The following is a 24,499-nucleotide window of genomic DNA, read 5'->3' on the forward strand; positions in this document are numbered from 1 at the left end:
CTCCATGCCCGCGATCGAGTGCCACACCACGCTGAAGCACACGGACTTCATCATGCGGAACCACCGGGTGCACGACGTTTCCGTCATGCCCGGGGTGACGTTCCTCGATCTCGTGTTCCGGACGCTGATCGCGACCGGGCGCGACCCGGGGGAGATCGTCCTGCGCGAGGTGCTGTTCACCGAGGCGATCGTCACCAGGCCGGAGGCCGACCGCGAGATCCGCGTCACCGTGGACGGCGAGGACGTTCAGGCGGAGAGCCGCTGGAGCAGGGACGGGACGCCGCTGTCCGGCTGGCGGCGGAACTTCACCGGCAAGGTGGGCACGCCCGGAGGCCCCGTGCCCGGCCCGATCGACGTGGACGCGCTCAGGAGGGGCGCGCGACGGCAGGGCGACATGGAGGAGCTGTACGCCCGCGCCAGAGCCGAGGACATCAGCCACGGCGAGCCGATGAAGTGCGCCGGGCGGCTGCATCACGGCGACGGCTACCTGCTCGCCGAGCTGCGGCAGGAGTCGCCCGCTCCGGGCCACGAAGGCTTCCACCTGCACCCCGCCCGGCTGGACGCGGCCACGCTGGCCGGGCTCGGGCAGACGCAGGCGTCGGGGGAGGAACCGTTCATCCCGGTGTACATCGCCGAGTTCCGCGCGCCCGAGCGGCTGGGGGCCGCCTTCTACGTGTACGCGCCGCGGCCGGAGACCATCGCGCCGTCCGGGGACGTGATCACCAACGACTTCGGGCTCTACGACGAGCGGGGACGCTTCGTCGCGGGGTTCGGCGGGCTGTCGTGCAAGCGCATCAGGTCGCCGCGGCTGATCGAGCGGCTGCTGGAGCACTCCGGGCCGCCGGAGCGGCCCGCCGTGGGCCACAACGGCGCAGGTGACCTGGTCGGCCACCTGCGCGCCCTGGTCGCGGGGCCGCTCGGCCGCTCTCCCGGCGAGGTGCCCACCGACACCGGCTTCTACGACCTCGGCCTGGACTCGGTCACGCTCGTGGACATCGGCGAGCAACTGGAGCAGGTCGTCGGGCGGCGGCTCTATCCGACGCTGCTCTTCGAGTACGGCGACATCGACACGCTCGCCGCCCACCTGTCCTCGGCCTACGACATCTCGCTGCCGGAGCCGGAGCCGGTGCCGGTGCCGGGCGGGGGCGAGACGCGGTGCTTCCGTGACGTGTGGGTGCCGATGCCGCCGGACGGCGACGATCCCGGCGAGTACCGCGAGATCACCCCCGGCACCCAGCCCGACGGTTCCCGGCATTTCCTGCTCCGCGCCAAGGCGGGGGAGCCCGCCGACCCCTGCCTGGCCGTCTGGGAGCTGGCGCGGGCCGTCCTCGCCACGAAGCCGGAGCGGCCGGTCACCATCACGTGGGCGCACACCGGCGACGACCCCTCCCACGAGGCCGTCGGCGCGCTGGCCAGGACGATCACGGCGGAGACCCCGCTGATCCGCTGCCGGAGCATCCGCCTGGACGGCGCGGCCCCGGCCGACGCGCTCAGGGACGCCTCCAGCGAGTCCGAGATCCGCTATGTGCGGGGTGAGCGCCTGGTGCGCCGCTGGCTTCCGGCCGACCCACGCGAGGCGGGCTGGACTGCGGCCGAGCCGCGTGACGAGGGCGGCGCCGTACCGTTCAGGAAGGGCGGCGTGTACGTGATCGCCGGCGGGACGGGCGGGATCGGCCGGATCCTCGCCGGCCACCTGGAACGCCACCACCAGGCCATCGCCGTGCCGATCAGCAGGAGCGCGGAGGTCGCGGCCGACCTGACCAGCCCGGACGAGGTCGAGCGCGCTCTCGCCGCGGTGCGCGAGCGCCACGGCCGCGTCGACGGCGTCATCCACTGCGCGGGTGTCAACCGCGACGGGCTCTACCCCGGCAAGCGGGCCGCCGACATCGAGGCCGTGGTGGCGGCCAAGGCGCTGAGCGTGCGCAACCTCGACGCCGCGACCAAGGACGACGACCTTGACTGCTTCGTGGTGTTCTCGTCCATCTCGGCGTCCCTGCCGAACCCAGGCCAGGCCGACTACGCCTTCGCGAACGCCTACCTGGAGGACTTCGCGCGCCGGCGCGCGGAGCGGGCGGACCGGCCCGGCCGGACCCTGGTCGTGGCGTGGCCGTACTGGGCCGAGGGCGGGATGCGGGTCGGGCCGGACACGATCGAGCGCGCCCGCACGGCCACCGGGATGGTTCCGTTGCCCAGCGAGGCCGCGCTGGACGTGCTCGACCGTGCCCTGAGCGGCACCGAGCACGTCCTGGCGGTGCTGCACGGCGATGCCGAACGCATCACCACCCTGCTGCCGCGCCCGCCGTCGACCGTCCCGCCCTCGACGACCCCGCCCTCAACGACCCCGCCCTCAACGACCGCGCCGTCAACGGGCGCGCGTCCGGTCGCCGGGTCTTCCAGCGAGGGACCGACGGGACGCGGTGAGGAGCCCGTGGCCGTCGTCGGCATGGCGGGCCGCTACCCCCAGGCGCCCGACCTCCGGGCCTTCTGGCGCAACCTCGCCGAAGGACGCGACTGCATCGAGGAGATCCCGGACGGCCGCTGGAATCACCATGAGATCTTCGACCCCGAGAAGGGCCGCGAGGGCAGGACGTACGGCAAATGGGGCGGTTTCCTCGACGGCGTAGACCGCTTCGACCCCGCCTTCTTCGGCATCTCCCGCCGCGACGCCGAACGCATGGACCCGCAGGAGCGGCTGTTCCTGCAGACCTGCTGGCACACGCTGGAGGACGCCGGCTACCCGCCGGACGCGCTGTCGAAGGAGAGCGTCGGCGTGTTCGCGGGCGTCATGTGGAACCACTACCAGCTGGTCGAGGGCGGGGAGGGCGGTGTCGCCCCCACGGCCATGCACGCCTCCATCGCCAACCGCGTCTCCTACACCTTCGACCTGCACGGGCCGAGCCTCGCGCTGGACACCGCCTGCTCCTCCTCGCTGACCGCCGTGCACCTGGCCGTCGAGAGTCTGCGGCGCGGTGAATGCACCCTTGCCCTGGCCGGCGGTGTGAACGCGACCGTGCACCCGCAGAAGTACCTGCAGCTCGCCCAGGGGCACTGGCTGTCGGAGGACGGCCGATGCCGCGCCTTCGGCGCGGGCGGCACCGGGTACGTCCCCGGCGAGGGCGTCGGGGCCGTGCTGCTCAAGCCGCTGTCGCGGGCCAGGGAGGACGGCGACCACATCTACGGCGTCATCGCCGCCACCGCCGTCAACCACACCGGCAAGACCAGCGGCGCCACCGTCCCGAGCCCGCGCTCCCAGGCCGCGCTCATCGGGGCGGCGATCCGCCGGTCCGGCTGGGACCCGGCGAGCATCGGCTACATCGAGGCGCACGGCACCGGCACCTCGCTCGGCGACCCGATCGAGGTCGAGGGCATGCGCCAGGCCCTGCCGGAGGGCGCGGACCGCGCGATCGGCTCGGTCAAGTCCAACATCGGCCACCTGGAGGGCGCCGCCGGGATCGCCGGGCTCACCAAGGTGCTGCTGCAACTCCAGCACGGGCAGCTGGTGCCGTCCCTGCACGCGGAGGAACTGAACCCCAAGATCGACTTCGACGCCACGCCCTTCCACGTGCAGCGCGCGCTCGAACCCTGGGCCCGCACGGACGGCACGCCCCGGCGGGCCGGGGTCAGCGCGTTCGGCGCGGGCGGCACGAACGCGCACGTCCTGGTCGAGGAGCACACGGAACCCGCTTCCGAGCGGACCTCGGACGAGGCCGGCGCGGACGGGCCCTGTCTGTTCGTGCTCTCCGCCCGTACGCCCGAGGCGCTGCGCGACTATGCCCGCGCCTACATCGGGTTCCTGTCGTCGGCTGACTCCGCCCCGGCCGTGGAGCGGGTGGCCGCGCTGATCGGCGTCCCCGCCGACCAGCTCGACCCCGCCGACTCGCTGGGCGACCTCGGCCTCGATCCCGCCGCGCTGATCCAGCTGGGGCGCGGGCTCTCACTCGACGACACCGTGGCCGACCTGGCCGGGCCGGGCCCCGCCCTGGCCGACCTCGCCTACACCTCCCAGGTGGGACGGACCGGCATGGCGGTACGGCTGGCGCTCGTCGTGAACGACGTGGCCGAGCTGCGGACCCGGCTGGAGGCGTACGCGCGGGGCGAGAGCCTCGGCTCCGGAGCCTTCACCGGCTCGGGCAGCGGGGACGGGATGCCGACAGGTGAGGAATGCGTGCGGTTGTTCCGGGCCGGACGGCTGGAGGAGGTGGCGGCGGCCTGGGCGGAGGGGGCCAAGGTGCCGTGGCGCGACTGCCACGACGGCGGGCGGCTGCTGTCGCTGCCGCTCTACCCGTTCCAGGAGGAGAGCTGCTGGGTCGGCCGCTGGCAGCGCGGCACGCCTGCCACGGCCGACGAGGCTCCCGCGCCCTCCGTCGCCTCCGTGCCCGTCGAGCAGCCCTCCGTCGTGTCCGTGCCCGTCGAGCAGCCGGGCGAGGCCGAGGAGGTCCTGCCGGACGGGGAAGGGGTGCGGTTCGAGGTGCTGCTCGAAGGCGTGGCGCTGGTGGTCATGGGTTCGGAAGGGGCCATGTTCACCCGGGAGCTCATCGACGACCTGCGGGCCGTGTTCGCCGAGATCGCCGGACGCGAGGACGTCAAGGCGGTCGTGCTCACCGGCAGCGGCAACGTCTTCAGCATGGGCGCCACACCGGAGGCGCTGCGCACTCTCGCGGGCGGCGAAGGCCGCTTCACGGACGTGCCGTTCCTGTACGAAGGGCTGCTGCGGTGCGACCGGCCGGTCATCGCCGCCGTTCAGGGGCACGCGTCGGGCGGCGGGCTGGCCTTCGGACTGTTCGCCGACCTCGTCATCATGGCCGCCGAAGGCGTCTACAGCGCCAACTTCATGAAGTTCGGCTTCACGCCGGGCATGGGCGCCACGTACATCCTCGAAGAACGGCTCGGCCGCTCGCCGGCGCACGAGATGCTCTACACCGGCCGTTCCGTCACGGGCGAGGAACTCGCCCGGCGAGGGGCCGGCGTCACCGTGTTGCCGCGGCGGGACGTGCTGAAGGCGGCGCTCAGGCACGCCCGGTCGATCGCCGCCCTGCCGCTGCCCGCGCTGCGGGCGCTCAAGTCCGAGCTGGCCGGACGGATACTCGACCGGCTGTCCGGTGTGATCGCCGGGGAGTCCGGGATGCACGAGCGCGTGCTGGGGGAGGAGTCGCTGGCCCGGGTCGACGAGTACTTCGCCAAGGTGGACACCTTCAAGGGCGAGCCCCGGACCGAGCGCCCCGCACCCGCACGTCCCGAGCCTGTACGTCCTGATTCTGTACGTCCTGATTCTGTACGTCCTGATTCTGTACGTCACGAGCCTGTACGTCCTGAGCCTGTACGTCCTGAGCCTGTACGTCCTGAGCAGAGCGGACGCCGCGACGAGCCGGTCGCCACGGACGCCGGCCCCGACCCGGCGGAGGTGCGGCGCGTTGTCGAGGCAACGCTCATGAACCACCTCTACCTGGAGGCCCACGAGGTGGACGACTCGCTGAGCTTCAGCGAGATGGGGTTGGACTCGATCGGCGCCGTGGAGATCGTCCGCGACCTGAACCGAGGCTTCGGCCTCGACCTGGACTCCGTCGCCGTCTATGACCATCCGACCATTCCCGCGCTGGTGGACGCCGTCCGCGACGCCGCGAACGCCGACGGCCTGAATCTCCCTTCGCCACGGCCCGCTCCCGGGCGGAAGACCACGGAGGAGGAACCTGCCGCGACCGAGCAGACCCAGCAGGCCGAGCAGCCTGAGCAGCTTGAGCAGGGCGGACAGGCCGAGCAGGCCGAACCGGTCGGGCATACCCATAAGACCCAACGGGCCGAGCAGACGCAGAAGGCCGGGCAGTCTGGGCAGGCCGGGCAGTCTGGGCAGGCCGGGCAGTCTGGGCAGGCCGGGCAGGCCGGGCAGTCTGGGCAGACCGAGCAGACCGAGCAGGTCGGGCAGGTCGGGCAGTCCGAGCGGGCCGAGGGGGCCGGGCGGGCCGTGGCTGTGGAATCCGCCGAGCCGGAGCGGACAGGTCGCGTTCGGCTGCCCTTGCTCGACGGTGACCGCGCCGAGCCGGGAGCCGGGGTCGAGGAGACGTTCGCGCGGGCCGGCAAGGTCACGCTGGAGGCGGTGGAGACCACCTCGGAGGTCTCGGGACGTGACGGTGACATCGCCGTCATCGGGATGGCCGGGCGCTTCCCGGACGCGCCGGACCTCCGGGCGTTCTGGGAGAACCTGGCGGCCGGGCGGTGCAGCATCCGGGAGGTCCCGCCCGAGCGGTTCGACGTGTCGCAGGTGTACGACACCGATCGGATGGCGCCGGGCAGGACGTACAGCAAGTGGGCGGCCATGCTCGCCGACGTCGACGCCTTCGACGCGGGCTTCTTCAACGTCTCCCCGCTTGAGGCGGAGACGATGGACCCGCAGCAGCGGCTGTTCCTGCAGGAGGCGTGGCACGCCATGGAGGACGCCGGGTACGCGGGCAGGTCGGGCCGCAGGCCGTGGGGGTGCTTCGTCGGCTGCGGGGCGGGCGACTACGCGAGTCTGCTCGCCGAGGCCGGGCGTGACGACACCGGGCACGCCTTCCTCGGCAACGCCTCGTCGGTGCTGCCCGCGCGGATCGCGTACCTGCTGGACTTCGGCGGGCCCACCATGGCCGTGGACACCGCGTGCTCGTCCTCGCTGGTGGCCGTGCACCTGGCCTGCGAGAGCATCCGGCGCGGGGAGTGCGAGGCGGCGCTCGCGGGCGGTGTGGCCGTGATGAACACCCCGAAGATGCACGTCTGGTGCAGCAAGGCCGGGATGCTCTCGCCGACCGGGACCTGCGCGCCCTTCGACGAGTCGGCGGACGGCATCGTGCTGGGCGAGGGCGTCGGCGTGGTCGTGCTGAAGCGCCTGGACCGGGCGCTGGCCGACGGCGACCACGTGCACGGCGTGATCCGGGCCGGCGGCGTCAACGGCGACGGCGCGTCGAACGGCATCACCGCCCCCTCCGCGTCCTCGCAGGCGGAACTGCTCACCGAGGTGCACCGCCGGGCCGGCGTCAGGCCCGGCGCGATCGACTACGTCGAGACGCACGGCACCGGGACGGAGCTGGGCGACCCGATCGAGGTCAAGGCCCTGGCGAAGGTGTTCGGCACGGATGAGGCCCGCGAGCGCCCGTGCCGCATCGGGTCGCTCAAGGCGAACGTGGGCCACACCACGATGGCGGCCGGGATCGGCGGGTTGCTGAAGACGCTGCTGGCGCTGCGGCACCGTCGGTTGCCGCCGTCGCCAGGGTTCGTGCGTGCCAACCCGAAAATCGACTTCGCGGACGGCACGCTCGAAGTGGTCACGGAGCTGTCGGAGTGGACGGCCGACGGCTCCGGGGAGCGGGTGGCGGCCGTGAGCAGCTTCGGCTTCAGCGGGACGAACTGCCACCTCGTGGTCTCCGAGGCGCCCTCCCGCGAACCCCGCGCCGACGCGCACGGCGGCGCGGACGTCGTCGTGCCCCTGTCGGCGTCGGACGAGCGGGCCCTGGCACGGCTGCGCACCGAGCTGGCCGGCCACCTGGACGACCACCCGGAGCTGGACGTGCGCGACGTCGCGCACACGCTCGCCGTCGGCAGGCGTCACCTGGCGGGGGCGCGGAGCGCGTACGTGGCCAGGGATCTCGCGGATCTGCGCGGGCAACTGCGCGACGGCGCCCGCGCGGCGCGGGGCGAGGCGGGACGCCTCGCCGAGCGGTACGCGTCGGGGGACGATCTGGACTGGAGCGACCTGAGCGCGGGCGGGCGGCGGGTGCCGCTGCCGACGTACCCGTTCGCGGACGACCAGCGCCACTGGGGCGGCCCCAACGGCCCCAACGGCCCCAACGGCCCCAACGGCCCCAACGGCCCCAACGGCCGCCCGGCACGGCCTGCGCCCGCTCAGAACGCCCGTGAAGAGGACGTTCGTGAAGCGAACGCTCGTGGAGAGGACGCTCGTGAAGCGAACGCCTATGAGGCGCAAGGTCGCGAAGCGTGGGTGCGTCCCGATGACCTCCTGGTGGCCGATCATCGGATCGACGGCACTCCCGTGCTGCCCGGCGTGGCCTTCCTGACGATCACCGCCGACCGTAGCGGGCTGCCCGCTCCGGTGCGGTTCGAGCGGGTCCGCTGGCTGCGCCCGTTCGAGGTGCGTGAGGCGCGTCCCCTGGACGTCGTGATACACGACGACGGCGGATTCGAGCTGGGCGGGCACGCCCACGGCAGGTTGCGGCGCGCGAGCGGTGAGCGGCGGCGGCTGGACGTCGCCGAGATCGAGGCCCGCTGCCTGGGCCGCCGCCCCACCGAGGACCTCTACCGCGCCTTCGACCGCGCCGGGCTGCACTACGGGCCCGCGTTCCGGGTGCTGCGCGAGATCCGCGTCGGCACCGGCGAGGCCCTCGGCGTCCTGCGGGACGGCGCGCGCTGGGAGGCGCTCCTGGACGGTGCCCTCCAGAGCATCGTGGCGCTGCGTCCGGAGGGCGCCGAACCCGCGATGCCGTTCAGTGTGGAGGTGGCCGAGCTGCACGGGCCGGTCACCGGCCCCGCCTACGCGCACGTGATCGAGGAGGGCCGGGACAGGTACACGGTCCGGCTCGCGGACGCCGACGGGCAGGTCCGGGCCGAGTTCCAGGGAGTCGTCCTGCGGACCAGGCCGCCCCGCGCCACAGCCGAAGGCATGATCTTCGCGCCGGTCTGGCGCGAGGAGGAGAACGCCGGACCGGCCGTGGGCGGCGGGCGGGCGCTCGTGCTGCACACCCCCGCCGGCGAGCCGCTCGCTCGCGCCCTGCTGGCCGCGCACGAGGGCGGCCGCCTGGCGCCGCTGGACGGCCCCGGCCTCCCGGAGGAGCGGTACGACACCGTGTACGTCCTCGCCGGGACCGGCCGGGACACCTCGACGCCGGCGGACGATCCGACAACGCGCGACGTGTTCCGCCTGGTCAAACGACTTTCCGAGCGGGCGCGCGGCGGATGGGCGCCCACGGTGAAGGTGGTTCTCGCGGGAGCCGTGCGAGTCGGGGACGAGGAGACAGTCCCGCACGCGGCGGGTGTGATCGGCCTGACCAGAGCGGTGGCCGCCGAGCACCCGCGCTGGACCGTCGCAACCATCGACGTGGGCGCCACGCCGCCGCGTCCCGCGGACCTCGCCCGTCTGGTGCGCGCCGAGGGCTGCGCCGATGACCTCGTCGCCCTGCGCGGCGGGCGCCGGTACGTCCGCACCTTGGAGCCGCTGACCCTGGACGCCCAGGGCAGCCCGTACCGGGACGGCGGGACGTACCTGATCGCGGGAGGAACGGGTGGTCTCGGCCGCACGCTGAGCAGGGAGCTGGCCACCAAGCACGGCGCGCGGCTCGCGCTGGTCGGGCGCCGCGAGGCCACGCCGGAGATCCACGAGCAGCTCGCCGAGATCGAGGCGCTCGGAGGCCAGGCCGTGTACCTGCCGGCCGACGTCGCCGACCGGACCGCGTTCGGCAGGGCCGTCGAGGCGGCGCGGGAGCGGTTCGGCGAGATCCACGGCGCCTTCCACGCGGCCCTGGTGCTGCGCGACAAGACGCTCGCCAACATGGACGACGACGCCTTCTCCGAGGTGCTGGCGCCCAAGGTGGCCGGAGCGGTCGTCTTCGCGGAGGCGCTCGCGGACGAGCCGCTCGACTTCCTGGCCTACTTCTCCTCGGCGGCCTCGTTCGTCGAGGTGGGGGGGCAGGCGAACTACGCGGCCGCCAGCACGTTCGAGGACGCCTACGCGCTGAGTCTGCGTGACCGGCCGGTAAGCGTGATCAACTGGGGCTACTGGGGCAGCGTCGGCGCGGTCTCGGGCGGCGGCTACGACGGCAGGTTCGCCGAGCTGGGCATCGCCTCGATCGAGCCCGAGGAGGGCATGGCGGCGCTGGCGACCCTCCTGAAGGCGGGTGTGCGGCAGGCGCTCGTCGTCAAGGCGGAGCCGGAGGGGCTGGCCCGCATCGGCGTGCGCGCCGCCGCCACCGGCGAGTGGGCCTCGCTGGAGCGGGGCCGGGCGGCGTTCGCCGCGCTCGACGAGCTGGCCCGCGGCCTGCTACGTCGCTCGGCGGACCGGATCCGCACCGTTCGGGAGGTCCCGGAGGGCCGCGGGCGGCTGCGCGCCGCCGTCCTCCACCTGCTGGACAGGCCGGCGCGCGAGCCGTCGCCGGAAGAGGTGCTGGCCCGCTTCCCCGACCTGGAACCGCACGTCAAGCTGCTGACCGCGTGCGTCGAGGCGCTGCCCGGCGTGCTGTCGGGTGAGCGCGACCCCATGGAGGTGCTGTTCCCCGGCGGGTCGATGAGCCTGGTCGAAGAGGTCTACAAGGGGCAGGCGGTCTCTGACCACTTCAACCGGCTGCTCGGCGAGGAGGTCGCCCGCGGCGGGGCCGGACGCGTCCTGGAGATCGGGGCCGGCACCGGCGCGAGCACCGGCTTCGTGCTGGACGCCCTCGAAGGCCGGGACATCGAATACACCTACACCGATATCTCGGCCGGGTTCCTGCGCCATGGCGAGCGGGAGTTCGGCGAGCGTCGCCCGGACCTCGTCTACACCCTCTTCGACGTGGAGCGGGACCCGTCCGAGCAGGGCTTCGAGACCGGGGTGTACGACGTCGTGCTGGCCACGAACGTGCTGCACGCCACCGCCGACGTCGGCCGGACGCTGCGCAACGCGGCGGCGCTGCTGCGCCCCGGCGGGCGGCTGCTGGTCAACGAGGTGACCCGGGCGGCCGACTTCCTGACCCTCACCTTCGGGCTGACGACGGGGTGGTGGCGCTTCACGGACGAGGAACTGCGGCTGCCGCACAGCCCGCTGCTCAGTGCGGTCCAGTGGCACCGGGCGTTCAGGGACGCCGGCCTCACCCCTGCCCGCACCCTGGGCATCCCCGGCACACCGGTCGAGGAGCTCGACCAGTGCGTCCTGGTGGGCGAGGCGGCCTCCCCCGGCACCGGCGGCGGCGCGCGCGACTACGTCAGGCGGGTGTTCGCGGAGGTGCTCAAGTACGGCACGACCGACCTGGACGAGCGCGCCACGTTCGAGACGTTCGGCATCGACTCGCTGGTGAGCCAGAACGTCATCCACCGGTTCGAGCAGGACCTCGGCCCGCTGCCGTCCACCCTCCTGTTCGAGAACCTCACCATCGAGGAGCTGGCCGCGCACCTGGAGGCCGAGCACGGCGAGCGCCTGCGCGCGGCCCTGGGACAGCGGCCCGCGCGGGAGGAGCCAGCGCGGGTCACGCGGCGGCGGGAGCCCGCTTCGCAGGCCCTCGACATCGCCGTGGTCGCGGTGACCGGCCGCTACCCGGCCTCACCCGACCTGGACGCCTTCTGGCGCAACCTCGCGGAAGGGGCGAACTGCGTCACCGAGGCGGACCGCTTCGACCTGGACGCCCTGTACGACCCCAAACGAGGCCGCAAGCAGCGCACCTACAGCCGGTGGGGCGGATTCATCGAGGGCGTGGAGGAGTTCGACGCGCCGTTCTTCGGCATCCTCCCGCGAGACGCCGAGATCACCGACCCGCAGGAGCGCCTGTTCCTGGAAACCGCCTGGACCCTGCTCGAAGACGCCGGCTACCTGAGCGAGCACACCAGGCAGCCGCGCACCGGCGTGTTCGTCGGCACCATGTACGGCTCCTACGGCCGGATGGCGGCGGCCGAAGGCTGGCCGCGCGGCAGGTTCGCCGGGGCGCACTCGGCGTACTGGTCGATCGCCAACCGGGTGTCGTACTTCTTCGACCTGCGCGGGCCGAGCTTCGCCGTCGACTCGGCCTGCTCGTCCTCGCTGACCGCGATCCAGCTCGCCTGCGAGAGCCTGCGGCGCGGCGAGTGCGCGCACGCCATCGCGGGCGGCGTAAACCTCATCCTGCACCCCGCCCACTTCGTCTCGCTCTGCTCGCTGAACATGCTCGCCGCCGACGACGCCTGCAAGGTGTTCGACGAGGCGGCGGACGGCTTCGTGCCAGGTGAGGGCGTCGGCGCGGTGCTGCTCAAGCCCCTGGCCGACGCCGAGGCGGACGGCGACCGGATCTACGGCGTCATCAAGGGCGCCTTCGCCAACGCCGGTGGGAAGACCGCCGGCTACACCGTGCCGAACCCGGGCGCCCAGGCCGAACTGGTCTCCGAAGCGGTGCGGCGCGCCGGGATGGACCCGCGGACCGTCTCCTACGTCGAGGCGCACGGTACGGGCACCGCGCTCGGCGACCCCATCGAGATCGCCAGCCTGACCAGGGCGTTCGGCTCCGATCAGGGAGACGGCGTGGACCGCATGGTCGGCTCCGTCAAGGCCAACATCGGGCATCTGGAGGGGGCGGCCGGCATCGCTGGGCTGACGAAGGTGCTGCTGCAGTTCCAGCACGGGCAGGTGGCTCCCTGCGCGAACCTGGTGACCCCCAACACGAAGATCGACTTCGCCGCGTCGCCCTTCCGGCCGCCGGACCGGCTGACCGACTGGCGCCGGCCCGTGCTGGACGACGAGACGTTCCCGCGCCGGGCGGGGGTGAGCTCGTTCGGGGCCGGCGGGGCCAACGCGCACGTGGTCCTGGAGGAGTACGTGCCCTCCACCGGGACGCCGCCGGAGCCCGCGGACGCGGGGGAGCACGTGGTGCTGCTCTCGGCGCGCACCCCCGCCCAGCTCCGCGCCATGGCGGGTGGAGTCGCCGACCTCGCCGCGCGCGGGACGGCGGGGCTGGCCGAACTGGCCTACACCACCCAGGTCGGCCGGGCGGAGCTGTCCGAACGGCTCGCCGTGCGGGCCGCCGGCCTGGACGAGCTCGCCGAACGGCTGCGGTCCTTCGCGGACACCGGCGAGGCCGAGGGAGTCACCGCCGGGACGGCGGAAACCGGGTCGGACGCGGTTCCGTCGGAGGCCGGACGGGGCGAGATCGCGTCGGTGGCCGGGGTGGACGGCGTCGAGCGGCTTGCCGCGAGGTGGGTCGCGGGCGCCCGCGTGGACTGGGGAGCGAGGTGGCCCGCACCGCACCCGAGCCGTGTCACGCTGCCGCCCTACCCCTTCGACCGGCGCCGCTACTGGCTGCCGTCCGACCCGACCGCTGAGCCGGCCGTGGAGTCGGTGTCCGAGTCGGCCGTGGGGTCGGCGGCCGAGGGCGGGCCGGTGGGAGGGGGAGCCGCTGACGTGCGGTGTACCTACCTGCGGCCGGTCTGGACGCCCGCCCCGCTTCCCGAAGAGACCTGGGAGCCGAGCACGCTCCTGGTGGTCACCGAGGACGACCGGCTCGCCGAGGCGCTCGGCGGCGTCCGGGTCCGGCTCGGAGACGCGTTCTCCTCGGACGCGGGCTCGTACACCATCGACCCGGCCGAACCTGAGCACGCCGGCCTGCTCCTCAGCGACCTGGACAAGACGCCGGACGCGCTCGTGATCGCCCCGTCGGACCCGTTCCCCGGCAGCGCCGCCTTCCACGCCCTGCTGTGGACGGCCACGGCCGTGCTGCGCGAAGGGGGCCCGCTGCGGGTGGTGGTGTCCGCCTCGACCGGCGAGCCGCACCACACCGCCCTGGCCGCCGCGCTGAGAACGCTGGCCCTGGAGCACACCAGGTTCGGCGGCGTTTGCGTCACCGGAGCGGATCCGGCGCAGGTCGCGGCCGAGCTGCGTGCGCCCGGCGCCGACACCGGCCCGGAGCGGCGGGTCTCCGAGGTCGCCTACCGCGACGGCACCCGCCTGCTGAAGAACATGGAGCCGTACGAGCCGCCCTCGCCGGGTCTGGACGTCCGGCGGGACGGCACGTACCTGATCACCGGCGGCGCCGGCGCCATCGGGCTGGCCTTCGCCCGATTCCTCGCCGAGCGGGGAGCGGCGAAGCTGGTCCTGACCGGACGGTCCGAGCCCAGTGACGACGTCGCACGCCGGATCGCCGACCTGCCCGCCGTCTACGTGCGCGCCGACGTGTGCTCGGCCGGCGACCTGCGCGAGCTGCTCGACCGGCACGGCCCCTTCCACGGCGTCATCCACGCCGCCGGAATCCACCGGGACGCCCGGGCCGTGCGCAAACGTCCCGAGGACACCCAGGCCGTCCTGAGTCCCAAGATCCTCGGCACCACCCTGCTCGACGAGGCCCTGCGCGGGCAGCCGCTGGACTTCCTGGCGCTGTTCTCGTCCGTGGCGGCCGAGACCGGCAACATCGGGCAGATCGACTACGCCTACGCCAACGCGTTCCTCAACCACTTCGCCGAGCGGCGCGAGCGGCTCGGGCACGGCAGAACGCTCGCCGTCGGCTGGCCGCTGTGGGAGGAGGGCGGCATGACGGTGGACGACGCCACCCGCCGGCTGTTCGAACGCCGCTGGGGCAGCGTCCCGATGGGCACCGCCGCCGGGCTCACCGCCTTCGCCAGGGGGCTCGCCGGCCCCGAGACGAGCTTCGCCGTGGTCGAGGGCCCTTCCAGGCCCGTACCCGAACAGTCCCAGCCGCCCGCGACCCCCGAACCCGAGGTTATGGAGATGAGCGAGCCCATGTCCGCGCCGGAGCCGACCAGGTCCGGCGGCGATCCGAACGATCTGGCCGAGGCGGTCCGGGCGGAGCTGCGCCGGGCGGCGGCCGGGTTCCTGCTGGTGGGCGAGGAGCACGTGGACCTCGACGCCGAGTTGATGGAGATGGGATTCGACTCGATCTCCCTGGCCGAGCTGGTGGACCAGGTCAACGAGCGGTACCAGCTGGATCTGCTGCCGACCGTGCTCTTCGAGGCGTCCAACCTGGCCGCCTTCGGCGACCACCTCCTCGCGGAGCACCCGGCCGAGGTGGCCGCCGCCCACACGCCGCCCCGACCTGCCGAAAGGCCCGCCACCGAGCCCGCCACCGAGCCCGCCGAGCCCGCCGAGCGCGCCACCGAGCCCGCCGAAGAGCCCGCCGGGCAGCGGGAGAACGCCGAGCCAGGCCCGGCGCCGGAGACCGTGAACTCGCCCCCACGGCCCGGCGCCGGGACCTCCCCGGCCGTGCTCGGCGGCGTCGCGATCGTCGGCATGGCGGGCAGCCTGCCCGGCTCCTCCGATCTGGACGACTTCTGGCGGCACCTGGCCGAAGGGCGCGACCTCACCCGCTCGGTCCCCGAAGACCGGCGCGAGCTGCGCGAGAACCCCGAGACGGCGAACGTCCGCGCCGGGTTCCTCGACGACGTGCGCTCCTTCGACGCCGCGCTGTTCGGCATCTCGCCCAAGGAGGCGGCGATGATGGACCCGCAGCAGCGGCTGTTCCTGCAGACCGTCTGGCGGGCCGTCGAGGACGCGGGCTACCGGCCCTCCGACCTGGCGGGGACCAGGACGGGCCTGTTTGCGGGCGTGTCCGCGTGCGACTACGACGACCTGCTGCGCGAGCACGGGGTGCCGGTCGAGGCGCACACCGCCAGCGGCGTGGCCGACTGCATCCTGGCGAACCGCGTCTCGCACCTGCTCGACCTGCGCGGCCCGAGCGAGGCGGTGGACACCGCCTGCTCCAGCTCCCTTGTCGCCCTGCACCACGCGGTGCGCGCCATCGAGGACGGCGAATGCGACGCGGCCATCGCCGGGGGCGTCAACCTGACGCTGAGCCCGGGACTCTACATCGCGTTCGCCAAGTCCGGCATGATCAGCGACGACGGCGTCTGCAAGACGTTCGACGAGCGCGCCGACGGCTACGGCCGGGGCGAGGGCTGCGGCGCCGTGCTGCTCAAGCCGCTGAAGGCGGCGCTGGCGGACGGCGACCAGATCCTCGCCGTGGTCAGGGGCAGCGCGGTCAACCACGGGGGCCGGGCCAGCTCGCTCACCGCGCCCAACCCCGAGGCGCAGGCGCGCGTGCTGCTCGACGCCTACCGCAAGGCGGACGTCGATCCCACGCAGGTCAGCTACATCGAGGCGCACGGCACCGGCACCAGACTCGGCGACCCGATCGAGATCGAGGGCATGAAGAAGGCGTTCGCCCGGCTGTACGCCGACCGGGGGCTGCCCGCGCCGGACGCCCCGCACATCGCTCTCGCCTCCGTCAAGACCAACATTGGGCACCTGGAGGCGGCGGCCGGCATCGCCGGGCTGCTCAAGGTGTTGCTCTGCATGCGTCACGGGGCGCTGCCACCGACGATCAACTACGAGCGCCCCAACCCGTACGTGCGGCTGGAGGGGACTCCGTTCGCCATCAACACGCGGCTCACGCCGTGGGACGCGGCGGACCGGGTGGCCGGGCTCAGCTCGTTCGGCTTCGGCGGCACCAACGCGCACGTGGTGCTGGCGGCGTACCGGCAGGAGATCCCGGCGGACACCGCGGGCGAGCCGCGGCTGCTGGTCCTGTCGGCGGCCAGCCGGGAGGCCCTGGAGGAGTACGCGGCGAACGTCGCCCGCCACATCCGGGAACATCCGGAGATCGGCCTCGACCGCATCGCCTACACGCTGCAGATCGGACGCCGCCCCCTGGCCGAGCGGCTCGCCGTGGTCGTCCGGGATCGCGAGCAGGCGGTCCGGGCGCTGAGCGGCGAACTGGACGAGGTGCACAGGGGCACCGCCCGCAAGGACGCCCCGGCGCCGTGGGGTACCGGGCTGGAGGACATCGCGCAGGCGTGGGTCTCCGGCAGCGAGGTGGACTGGCCTCGGCTGTGGCAGGACCCGCCTCCGGTGCGGGTCTCGCTCCCCGGCCCGCCCTTCGCCCGCACCGAGCACTGGTTCACCGTTCCCACGCCGACGCCCGCCCCGCAGGCCGACGCCTCCCCACAGGCTGACGCCGCCCCGCAGGCCAACGGGGCCGTCCGGCGGACGAGCGACGGGAAGGTGCGCCTGCGCGCCGCCAAGGGCGGTCAGGCGCCGGGCGCGGCCGGCCCGGCCGGGCGGGCGGGTCGCGCTCAGCCGGGCAGAGCCGGTCCGGCCGAGCGGGCGGAGGCCGTGCGGCTGGACGAGACGCCGGTCGCGCCCGCCGGGAGCGCCGGTGGTCCCGCCGGGGTGGAGGAGATGCTGCGCGAACGGCTCTCCGCGATCCTGGACACCGACCCGGCCGGCGTGGACGTGGACACTCCCTTCGGGGAGCTGGGGCTCGACTCCATCTTCAGGATGGAGCTGGTCAAGGCGATCAACACCGCCTTCTCCCTCGACCTGCAGGCGGCGGAGCTGTATGAGTACGACACGGTGGACCGGCTCGCCGGTGCCGTGGAGGCGGCGATCGCCGACGCCCCCCGTCCCGAGCCCGCCCCGGAGCCGGAGCTGAAGACCAGGCCAGAGCCGGAGCCGGAGCCGGACCGGAAGCCGGAGCCGGACCGGAAGCCGGAGCCGGAGCCGAAGCGGGAGTCCGTGCGGGTGAAGGCGTCGACCGGCCTGGAGGAGCAGCTCGCGGAGCTGATCGGCTCGATTATCGAGCGCCCGCTCGACCGCGACCGAGGCTTCGCCGACAACGGGCTCACCTCCTTCGAGATGCTGCGCGTGGTGAGCGCCCTGGAGAAGCAGGTCGGCGCGTTGCACAAGACCCTCCTGTTCGACCACCCCACGCTCGCGGAGCTGGCCGCGTACCTGCGCGACGAGTGCGGAGCCGACGCCGTCCAGAGCCCGCCGGAGCCGGACGGGCCCGCGCTGCGGCAGGCGGAGGCGCGCGACGGTGAGCCGGTCGTGCTGCTGAAGCGGGACCTGCCCCGGCATCCGGAGCTGCGCGACCTGGTGGAGGGCATCGACCGCCGTCACGCCAAGGAGGGCGGCCTGGCTGGCCGCGACATCGCGCCGCTGGCCTTCATCGGGTCGGCCAGGAAGGGATACCTGCACTTCTCCGAGAACGGCGGCAACCTGCTGGCCTGGAGCTACGCGGGCTCGGAGGAGTACTTCCACGAGCTGGTCGAGGAGTACACCGGTTACGCGAAGGCGAACGGCCTGCGGCCCAACTTCCTGTCCCTCGTCCCGGTGCGCGAGGTGGCCGGGCAGCCGTACAGCGCGACGCCGTTCGGGGCCGTGCAGCGGCTCGAGGACCTGGGCTCGTTCACCCTCAAGGGCGGGCGGATGGAGCGCCTGCGCTACATGGTGCGGCGCTTCCGCAAGGCGGGCGAGTGCCGGACGGTCGAGTACCGCTCGGGCGACGACCCCGCGATGGACCACAGGCTGGCCGAGCTGGTGGACGAGTGGGCCGAAGGAAAGCAGATGGTCAACCCGTACGTGGCGGTCGTCCGGCGGGAGATCGAGGAGGGGCGCCTGGACCGCAGGCACCGCGTCTTCGTCACCTATCTGGACGACGAGGTGGCCAACGCCGTCGTCATCACGGAGATCCCGTCGGAGAACGGCTATCTGCTGGACGTCGAGTTCTACCCGAAGGGCATGCCGCTCGGCGGGCTGGAGTTCGCGATCGTGCGTGTCATCGAGCAGCTCGTGGACGAGGGACGCACGATGTTCAGCTTCGGCGCGAGCTTCGGCGTGGAGACCGAGGAGTCGGCCAACGCGGCCCCGGACGTCAGGGAGGCGCTGGACGAGCTGCGCTCGATGGGCGTCTTCGGTGAGGGGAACTTCCAGTTCAAGAACAAGTTCCGGCCGGTCAACGTCCCCCTCTACCTGTGCCAGCCGGAAGGGCCGGACCGTACCCCGGTGTCCGAGATCATCCTCATGATCGCGGACCCGGACGTCAGATCCGCCGCGGCCGAGAAGCCCGCCGCGGACCGGAAGCCTGCCGCGGACGGCAAGCCCGCCGCGGGCGGGAAGGGCTCCGGGAGCACCGACGAGCGGCGGGCCGCCAGGGTCGAGCTGCTGGCCGCGCACGGCGACGAGCCGGCCCGCGTCCCCGCCCACCACATCACCACCGACCTGATCACCGACTCCTGGGCCGAGCTGGACGCCCCCTGGATCGCCGAGCGGCTGCGGCGGCTGACGGACCGGTCGGCCGCCCGCCCGGACGCGCCGGGGCTCGAGGGCCTGCCGTTCCCGTTCGTGGTTCCGACGGGATCCGGCCGGTCGGCGGAGGCGCTGCTGTGCCGGTCGTGGCCGGGGCGGAGAGGACGGGTGCTGCACAACGGCCTGTTCCCGACGTGGTTCCTGAGCCTGGCCGACAACGGGTTCAAGCCGGTCGAGATTCCCGGTGGCGCGGAGCTCGCGGAGCTCGACGTCGAGGCGCTCCGGTCGGAGCTGGCCGGGGACGAGCCGGTGTCGTTCGTCTGCGTGGAGGTGAGCAACAACGCGGCCGGCGGCCGGCCGACCTCCCTGGCGAACCTGCGCGCGGTCAAGGAGGCCGCGGCCGGGCACGGCGTCCCGCTGGTGATCGACGGCGCCCGCGTCGTGGACAACGCGGTGGCGATCGCGGACGGGCAGGACGTGTGGGAGGTCGTCCGCGAGATCCTGGGCCTGGCCGACAGCGCGACGATCAGCCTGTCCAAGGACTTCGGGGTACCGTTCGGCGGGCTGCTCGCCACCCGCGACGAGGCGCTGCGGCGGCAGGTCGCCGAGCGGCTGGAGACATGGGGCAGGGACGTCGGCCTGGCCAACCGCAGAATCATCGCGGCCGCCCTGGAGGACCGCGAGACGGTGGTCGAGCAGGTGCGCGCCCGGATGGACGCGGTGGCGGCGCTCTGGCAGGGCCTCTCGGAGTCGGGCGTGCCGCTGGACGGCCCGGCCGGCGGCCACTGCGTGCTGCTCAAGGACGCCGACCACGTCCGGATCTTCCGGGAGACGGGCATCCGGGGCGCTCCGCACTTCGGCCGCGAGGGCCTGGTGCGGCTGGCGGTGCCGGTCGGCCTGAGCGTCGAGGAGGCCAAGGACGCCGCCGCCCGCCTGGGCGCCGTCCTCGGCGGCGACGCCCCTCCCACGAAGCCCGCCGGACAGCGGAGCAAGAACGCGGGACCACGCAGAAAGAACACCGGACCACGGAGTGAGAACACCGGACCACAGAGTGAGGACGCGGACAACCCCAACCTGGCGATCCTGCGCGAGCACAATCCCGACGTCGCGCACGAGATCGTGGACACCCCGGACGGGGACGTCGAGGTGTTCAGCGCCGGTTCGGGACCGCCGCTCCTGCTCATGCACCCGTTCAACATCGGCGCCGGCGTCTACGCCCGGCAGTTCGAGGGCCTGGCGCACCGCCACCGGGTGACGAGCGTGCACCATCCGGGAGTCGGCAACACCACGGCCGCCGCCGACCTGTCGCTCGACGGCCTGGCCCGGCTCTGCCACGACGTCGCGGGAGGCCCCGCGCACGTGGCCGGGGCGTCGTTCGGCGGCCTGATCGCCCTGACGTACGCGCTGGCCTACCCGGACGACACCGAGTCGCTGATCCTGATCGGCAGCTCCTACCGCATCGGCAACCGCGTGGGCGACATCGACAAGCTGGAGGTGGTGGCCACCCAGGACTTCGACCGGGTCATCGAGGGCAGCGGATCGAAGCGGCTGCGCGAGCGGCGGGCCGGGCTGATGCGGCTGTTGCTGCGCGCGGAGAGCATGGCCCCGCAGGTCGGCCTGCGGTACCTGGACGTGTTCGCCGAGCGTCCCGACCTCGGCGACCGGCTGGAGGAGGTCCGGGCGCGCACCCTGATCATCCAGGGCCGGCATGACACCGTGATCCCGCCCAAGACCGCGCACCTGTTGCACGGCCTGATCCCCGACGCCCGCTACGAGGAGATCCCCGACGCGGGGCACTTCGCGCAGCTCACCAGCCCCGGCCACGTCAACCGGCTCATCTGCGAGTTCCTCGATGAACAGAATTGACGAAAGCACCGTGACCAGGACCGCGCTGGTGAAACCCGGCATGTGCGGGCCCAACTCGCTGTTCGTGGGCGAGGTCGGCGACTGGACCTGGGACACGGTCAGCGCGCTGTGCGGCACGAACGCCTTCGACGCGAGGAACGCGGCCGGCGATCCGACGTACCTGTCGTTCTACTACTTCCACGTCCGGGGCAGCCGGGACCTGCACGTCAACGCGCTGACGTTCGGCGACGAACTGGAGGTCACCTCCAGGCTGTTCGGCTTCGGCAGCGAGTCGGTGCTGGCGCTGCACCGGATCGGCCGCGACGGCGCCCAGGCCGGGCCGCTCGACCCGGACCGGTTCTACGCCTTCGACGACCCCGGCTCCATCTACGTGGAGACCTTCAACCGCTGGATCGCGCGGAGCGCCCCGGGCAGCAACGAGGGCCTGGTCAAGTCGTCACCGGTGGACTTCAGGCACGAGCACCTGCCGACGCTGCCCGGGGCGTACTCGCCGAGGAGGGTCTACAGCCACGCGAGGAGCACCGGCACCTTCCTGGACCGCAAGCCGGACGATCCGGTCACGTTCACCGCCGACTACCCGGTGGAGCCGTCCAGGGACCTCAACGGCGTGGGCCTGCTCTACTTCGCCTCCTACTTCTCGATCATCGACTGGGCGCTGCTGCGCTTCTGGCGGCACCGGGGCTTCAGCGTCGCGGACTTCCTCGGCCGCGTCGTGCTCGACCAGCGGCTCTGCTACCTGGGCAACGCGAACGCCGACTCGGTGCTGCGCCTCCGCCTGGAGTGCTGGCCGGCGGCCACGAACGAGAACGCGAAGGAGAACGCGAACGAGAACGCGAACGAGAACGAGAACGAGGAGATCGTCAACCTCGTCATGGAGGACCGGGGCCGCACGATCGCGGTCAGCACCCTGCACCTGCTCAGGAGGGGAGACACCGATGGCGACGCGTGAACACGTCGAAGGCGTCGTGCACAAGGCGATCGACGAGATCCTGCCCGGCGTCGAGATCGACGGCCGGGCGCACCTGAAGGACCTGGGCGCGGACTCCGTGGACCGGGTCGAGATCATCCTGGCCGTGCTCGACCGGCTCGGCGTCTCCGAGCCGCTGTCCTCCTTCGGCGGCGTGCCCAGCATCGACGCCCTGGTCGACTACCTGTGGGAGCGTCTGAGGTGAACGTCGGAATCGAGGCACTCAACGTCTACTGCGGCCTGGCCCAGATCCCGGTGCCGGCGCTGTTCGAGGGGCGCGGGCTGGACGCCGAGCGCCTGGGCAACCTGATGATGCGCAACCGCTCGGTCGGCCTGCCCTTCGAGGACCCGGTGACGAACGCGGTCAACGCCGCCCGGCCGATCGCCGACGACGACCGCATCGAGATCCTGATCACCTCCACCGAGTCCGGCCTGGACTACAGCAAGTCGGTGGCCTCCTACGCGCACGAGTACCTCGGCCTGCCGAAGAGCTGCCGCGTCGTGGAGGTCAAGCAGGCGTGCTACGCGGCGACGGCCGCGGTCCAGCTCGCCGCCGCGTACGTCGCCTCGGGCGTGTCGCCCGGCGCGAAGGCGCTGGTCATCGCGACGGACGTGGCGCTGGTGGACGAGCGGGCCGCCTACGCGGAGCCCGCGATGGGCGCCGGGGCGGCCGCCGTCCTGATCAGTGACCGGCCGCGCATCCTGGACCTGGACCTCGGGGCGTTCGGCAACCACAGCTACGAGACCATGGACTCGGCGCGGCCGGAGCCGACGTTCGACATCGCCGACTCCGACCGTTCGCTGTTCGCCTACCTCGACTGCCTCACGAACTGCCTGGCGGGCTACCAGGCCAAGGTGGACAACGCCGACTTCGCCACCACCTTCGACTACCTGGCCATGCACACCCCGTTCGCCGGGATGGTCAAGGCCGCGCACCGCAAGCTGATGCGGGAGTCAGGGGGCGGCACGGCGTCGGTCGAGGAGGACTTCGAGCGGCGGATGCTGCCGTCGCTGGCCTACCCGAGCCGGGTGGGCAACCTCTGCTCCGGCTCGGTCTACCTGGCGCTGGCCAGCCTGATCGACCACGCCGCCCTGGACGGCGCGGCCCGGGTCGGCCTCTACTCCTACGGCTCCGGCTGCTCCTCGGAGTTCTTCAGCGGCCTGGTGGACGAGGAGTCGGCGCGGACGCTGGCCGCGATGCGGATCGGCGACCAGCTGGACGGCCGCTGCGAGCTCGGCTTCGACGAGTACGCGGCGCTGCTGCCCGCAACGCTCACCTGCCTCGTGCCGGAGCGGGACAGGGAGGTCGACGTGGGCGCGTACGAGCACCTGCTCGGCCGCGCCCGCTTCGACCGTGACCTCCTGGTGAACACCGGGACGAAGGACTATCACCGAACCTACGAATGGCTGGCAAGATGACCGACGCGCAGATTTTCGAGACCGTCAAGCAGAACGTCCTGAAGGTGCTGCCGGACCTGCGGCCCGGCGACGTGACGACCGAGGGCACCTTGACCGACCTGGGGGCCAACAGCGTCGACCGGGCCGACGTGGTCACCATGAGCATGGAGGACCTCGGGCTGACCGTGCCGGTGTCGGAGTTCCAGGAGGTGCACGACATCAGGTCCCTGGTCGACCTGCTGGCGAGGCACGCATGAGGGTCGTCGTCACCGGCATGGGCATCGTCTGCTCGATCGCCTCCACCGTGCCGTCGTTCACCAGGGCGCTGCGGGCGGGCCGGTGCGGGATCGGCCCAGTGCCCGATCCCGGCGACGGCGGACCGAGGCTGGCCGCCCTGGTCAAGGGCTTCCGCTTCAGGGACGCCGTGGCGGCGCGCCATCGCCTGCCCGAGGAGACGCGCCGCAGCGCGCTGCGCGCCGCGAGCCGCTCACCGCGGCCGCTGCAGATGGACCTGGTCGCCGCCATGCAGGCGTTCGAACAGGCGGGGCTGCACGAGGCGAAGGCCGACCCGGAGCGGATGGGCCTGGTCGTGGCCGGGCACAACCTCAGCTCCGGCTACGCGCACGACCTGCACCCCAAGTACGAGGACAACCCGGCCCACCTGCCGGCCAGGTTCGCCCTGCACTTCATGGACACCGACCGGGTCGGCACGCTCAGCCAGGTGTTCGGCATCAGGGGCGAGGGCTACACCGTGGGCGGCGCCTCGGCCAGCGGGAACGTGGGCCTCATCAACGCCGCCCGGCTGGTGGAGTCGGGAGCCGTGGACGTCTGTCTGGTGGTGGGCGCCATGACCGACCTGTCGCCGATGGAGAAGCGCGGGCTGGCCACGCTGGGCGCGGTCGCCGGCGTCGAGGAGCCGCACAAGGCCAGGTGCCGGCCGTTCGACGAGGACCACGAGGGGTTCGTGCCGGGCCAGGGCGCCGGCTGCGTCGTGCTGGAGAGCGCCCGCTCGGCCGCCGCCCGCGGCGTGACGACCCTGGCCGAGCTGTGCGGCTACGACCTGAAGCTGGACGCCAACAGCCTGCCCGACCCGCGCGAGGAGGGCGAGGCCAAGGTGATGGTCAACGCCATGGCCAACGCGGGCGTCGGGGCGCGCGACATCGACTACGTCAACGCCCACGCCACGGCGACGCCGAGCGGCGACCTGGCCGAGCTGGCCGCGCTGCGCCGGGCGCTCGGCGACAGCTTCGGCCGGCCGTGGGTCAACTCCACCAAGGGGCTGGTCGGGCACTGCATGTGCGCGGCCGGCGTGGTGGAGGCGATCGCCACCGTGGTGCAGATGCGCGGCGGCTTCGTCCATCCCAACCTGAACCTGCGCCATCCGATCAACGACGACTGCCGCCTGGCGCCGGGCCGGCTTCGCGACGCCGACATCCGCTACGCGCTGTCCAACAGCTTCGGATTCGGCGGCTTCAACACGTGCATAGTCCTCGGGCGCGAGCGCTGAGCCGGCGGCGAATCGCCGGTGAACGCATAGCGCC

General features: G+C 73.0%; 6 protein-coding genes. All 6 read left to right on the forward strand.

Translation table 11 applies throughout. The features are described 5' to 3' along the window. The first annotated feature begins 4 nt into the window (after positions 1 to 4). The 6 genes from IEY82_RS29275 to IEY82_RS29300 are packed head-to-tail and all read left to right on the forward strand — an operon-like array spanning position 5 to position 24,465. A complete protein-coding gene (locus tag IEY82_RS29275) occupies positions 5 to 20,593 on the forward strand; it encodes an SDR family NAD(P)-dependent oxidoreductase (RefSeq protein ID WP_189127476.1) in 20,589 nt (6,862 codons plus the stop codon). Beyond that, the gene (locus IEY82_RS29280; protein WP_189127477.1) at positions 20,580 to 21,542 is read left to right on the forward strand and encodes an LnmK family bifunctional acyltransferase/decarboxylase; all 963 of its coding nucleotides are present in this window, start codon (positions 20,580 to 20,582) and stop codon (positions 21,540 to 21,542) included. The genes IEY82_RS29275 and IEY82_RS29280 overlap by 14 nt, the downstream gene beginning before the upstream one ends. Then, a complete protein-coding gene (locus IEY82_RS29285; protein ID WP_189127478.1) occupies positions 21,529 to 21,765 on the forward strand; it encodes a phosphopantetheine-binding protein in 237 nt (78 codons plus the stop codon). The genes IEY82_RS29280 and IEY82_RS29285 overlap by 14 nt, the downstream gene beginning before the upstream one ends. Further along, entirely contained in the window at positions 21,762 to 22,979 is a 1,218-nt protein-coding gene (locus IEY82_RS29290; protein WP_189127479.1) for a hydroxymethylglutaryl-CoA synthase family protein, read from the forward strand. Before IEY82_RS29285 ends, IEY82_RS29290 begins: the two co-directional genes overlap by 4 nt. Further along, a complete protein-coding gene (locus IEY82_RS29295; RefSeq protein ID WP_189127480.1) occupies positions 22,964 to 23,215 on the forward strand; it encodes a phosphopantetheine-binding protein in 252 nt (83 codons plus the stop codon). The genes IEY82_RS29290 and IEY82_RS29295 overlap by 16 nt, the downstream gene beginning before the upstream one ends. After that, positions 23,212 to 24,465, forward strand: coding sequence for a beta-ketoacyl synthase N-terminal-like domain-containing protein (locus tag IEY82_RS29300; protein WP_189127481.1), 1,254 nt, complete (start codon positions 23,212 to 23,214; stop codon positions 24,463 to 24,465). Before IEY82_RS29295 ends, IEY82_RS29300 begins: the two co-directional genes overlap by 4 nt. Positions 24,466 to 24,499: the final 34 nt, after the last annotated feature.

The sequence above is a fragment of the Nonomuraea cavernae genome (assembly GCF_014646355.1).
GTDB lineage: Bacteria > Actinomycetota > Actinomycetes > Streptosporangiales > Streptosporangiaceae > Nonomuraea > Nonomuraea cavernae.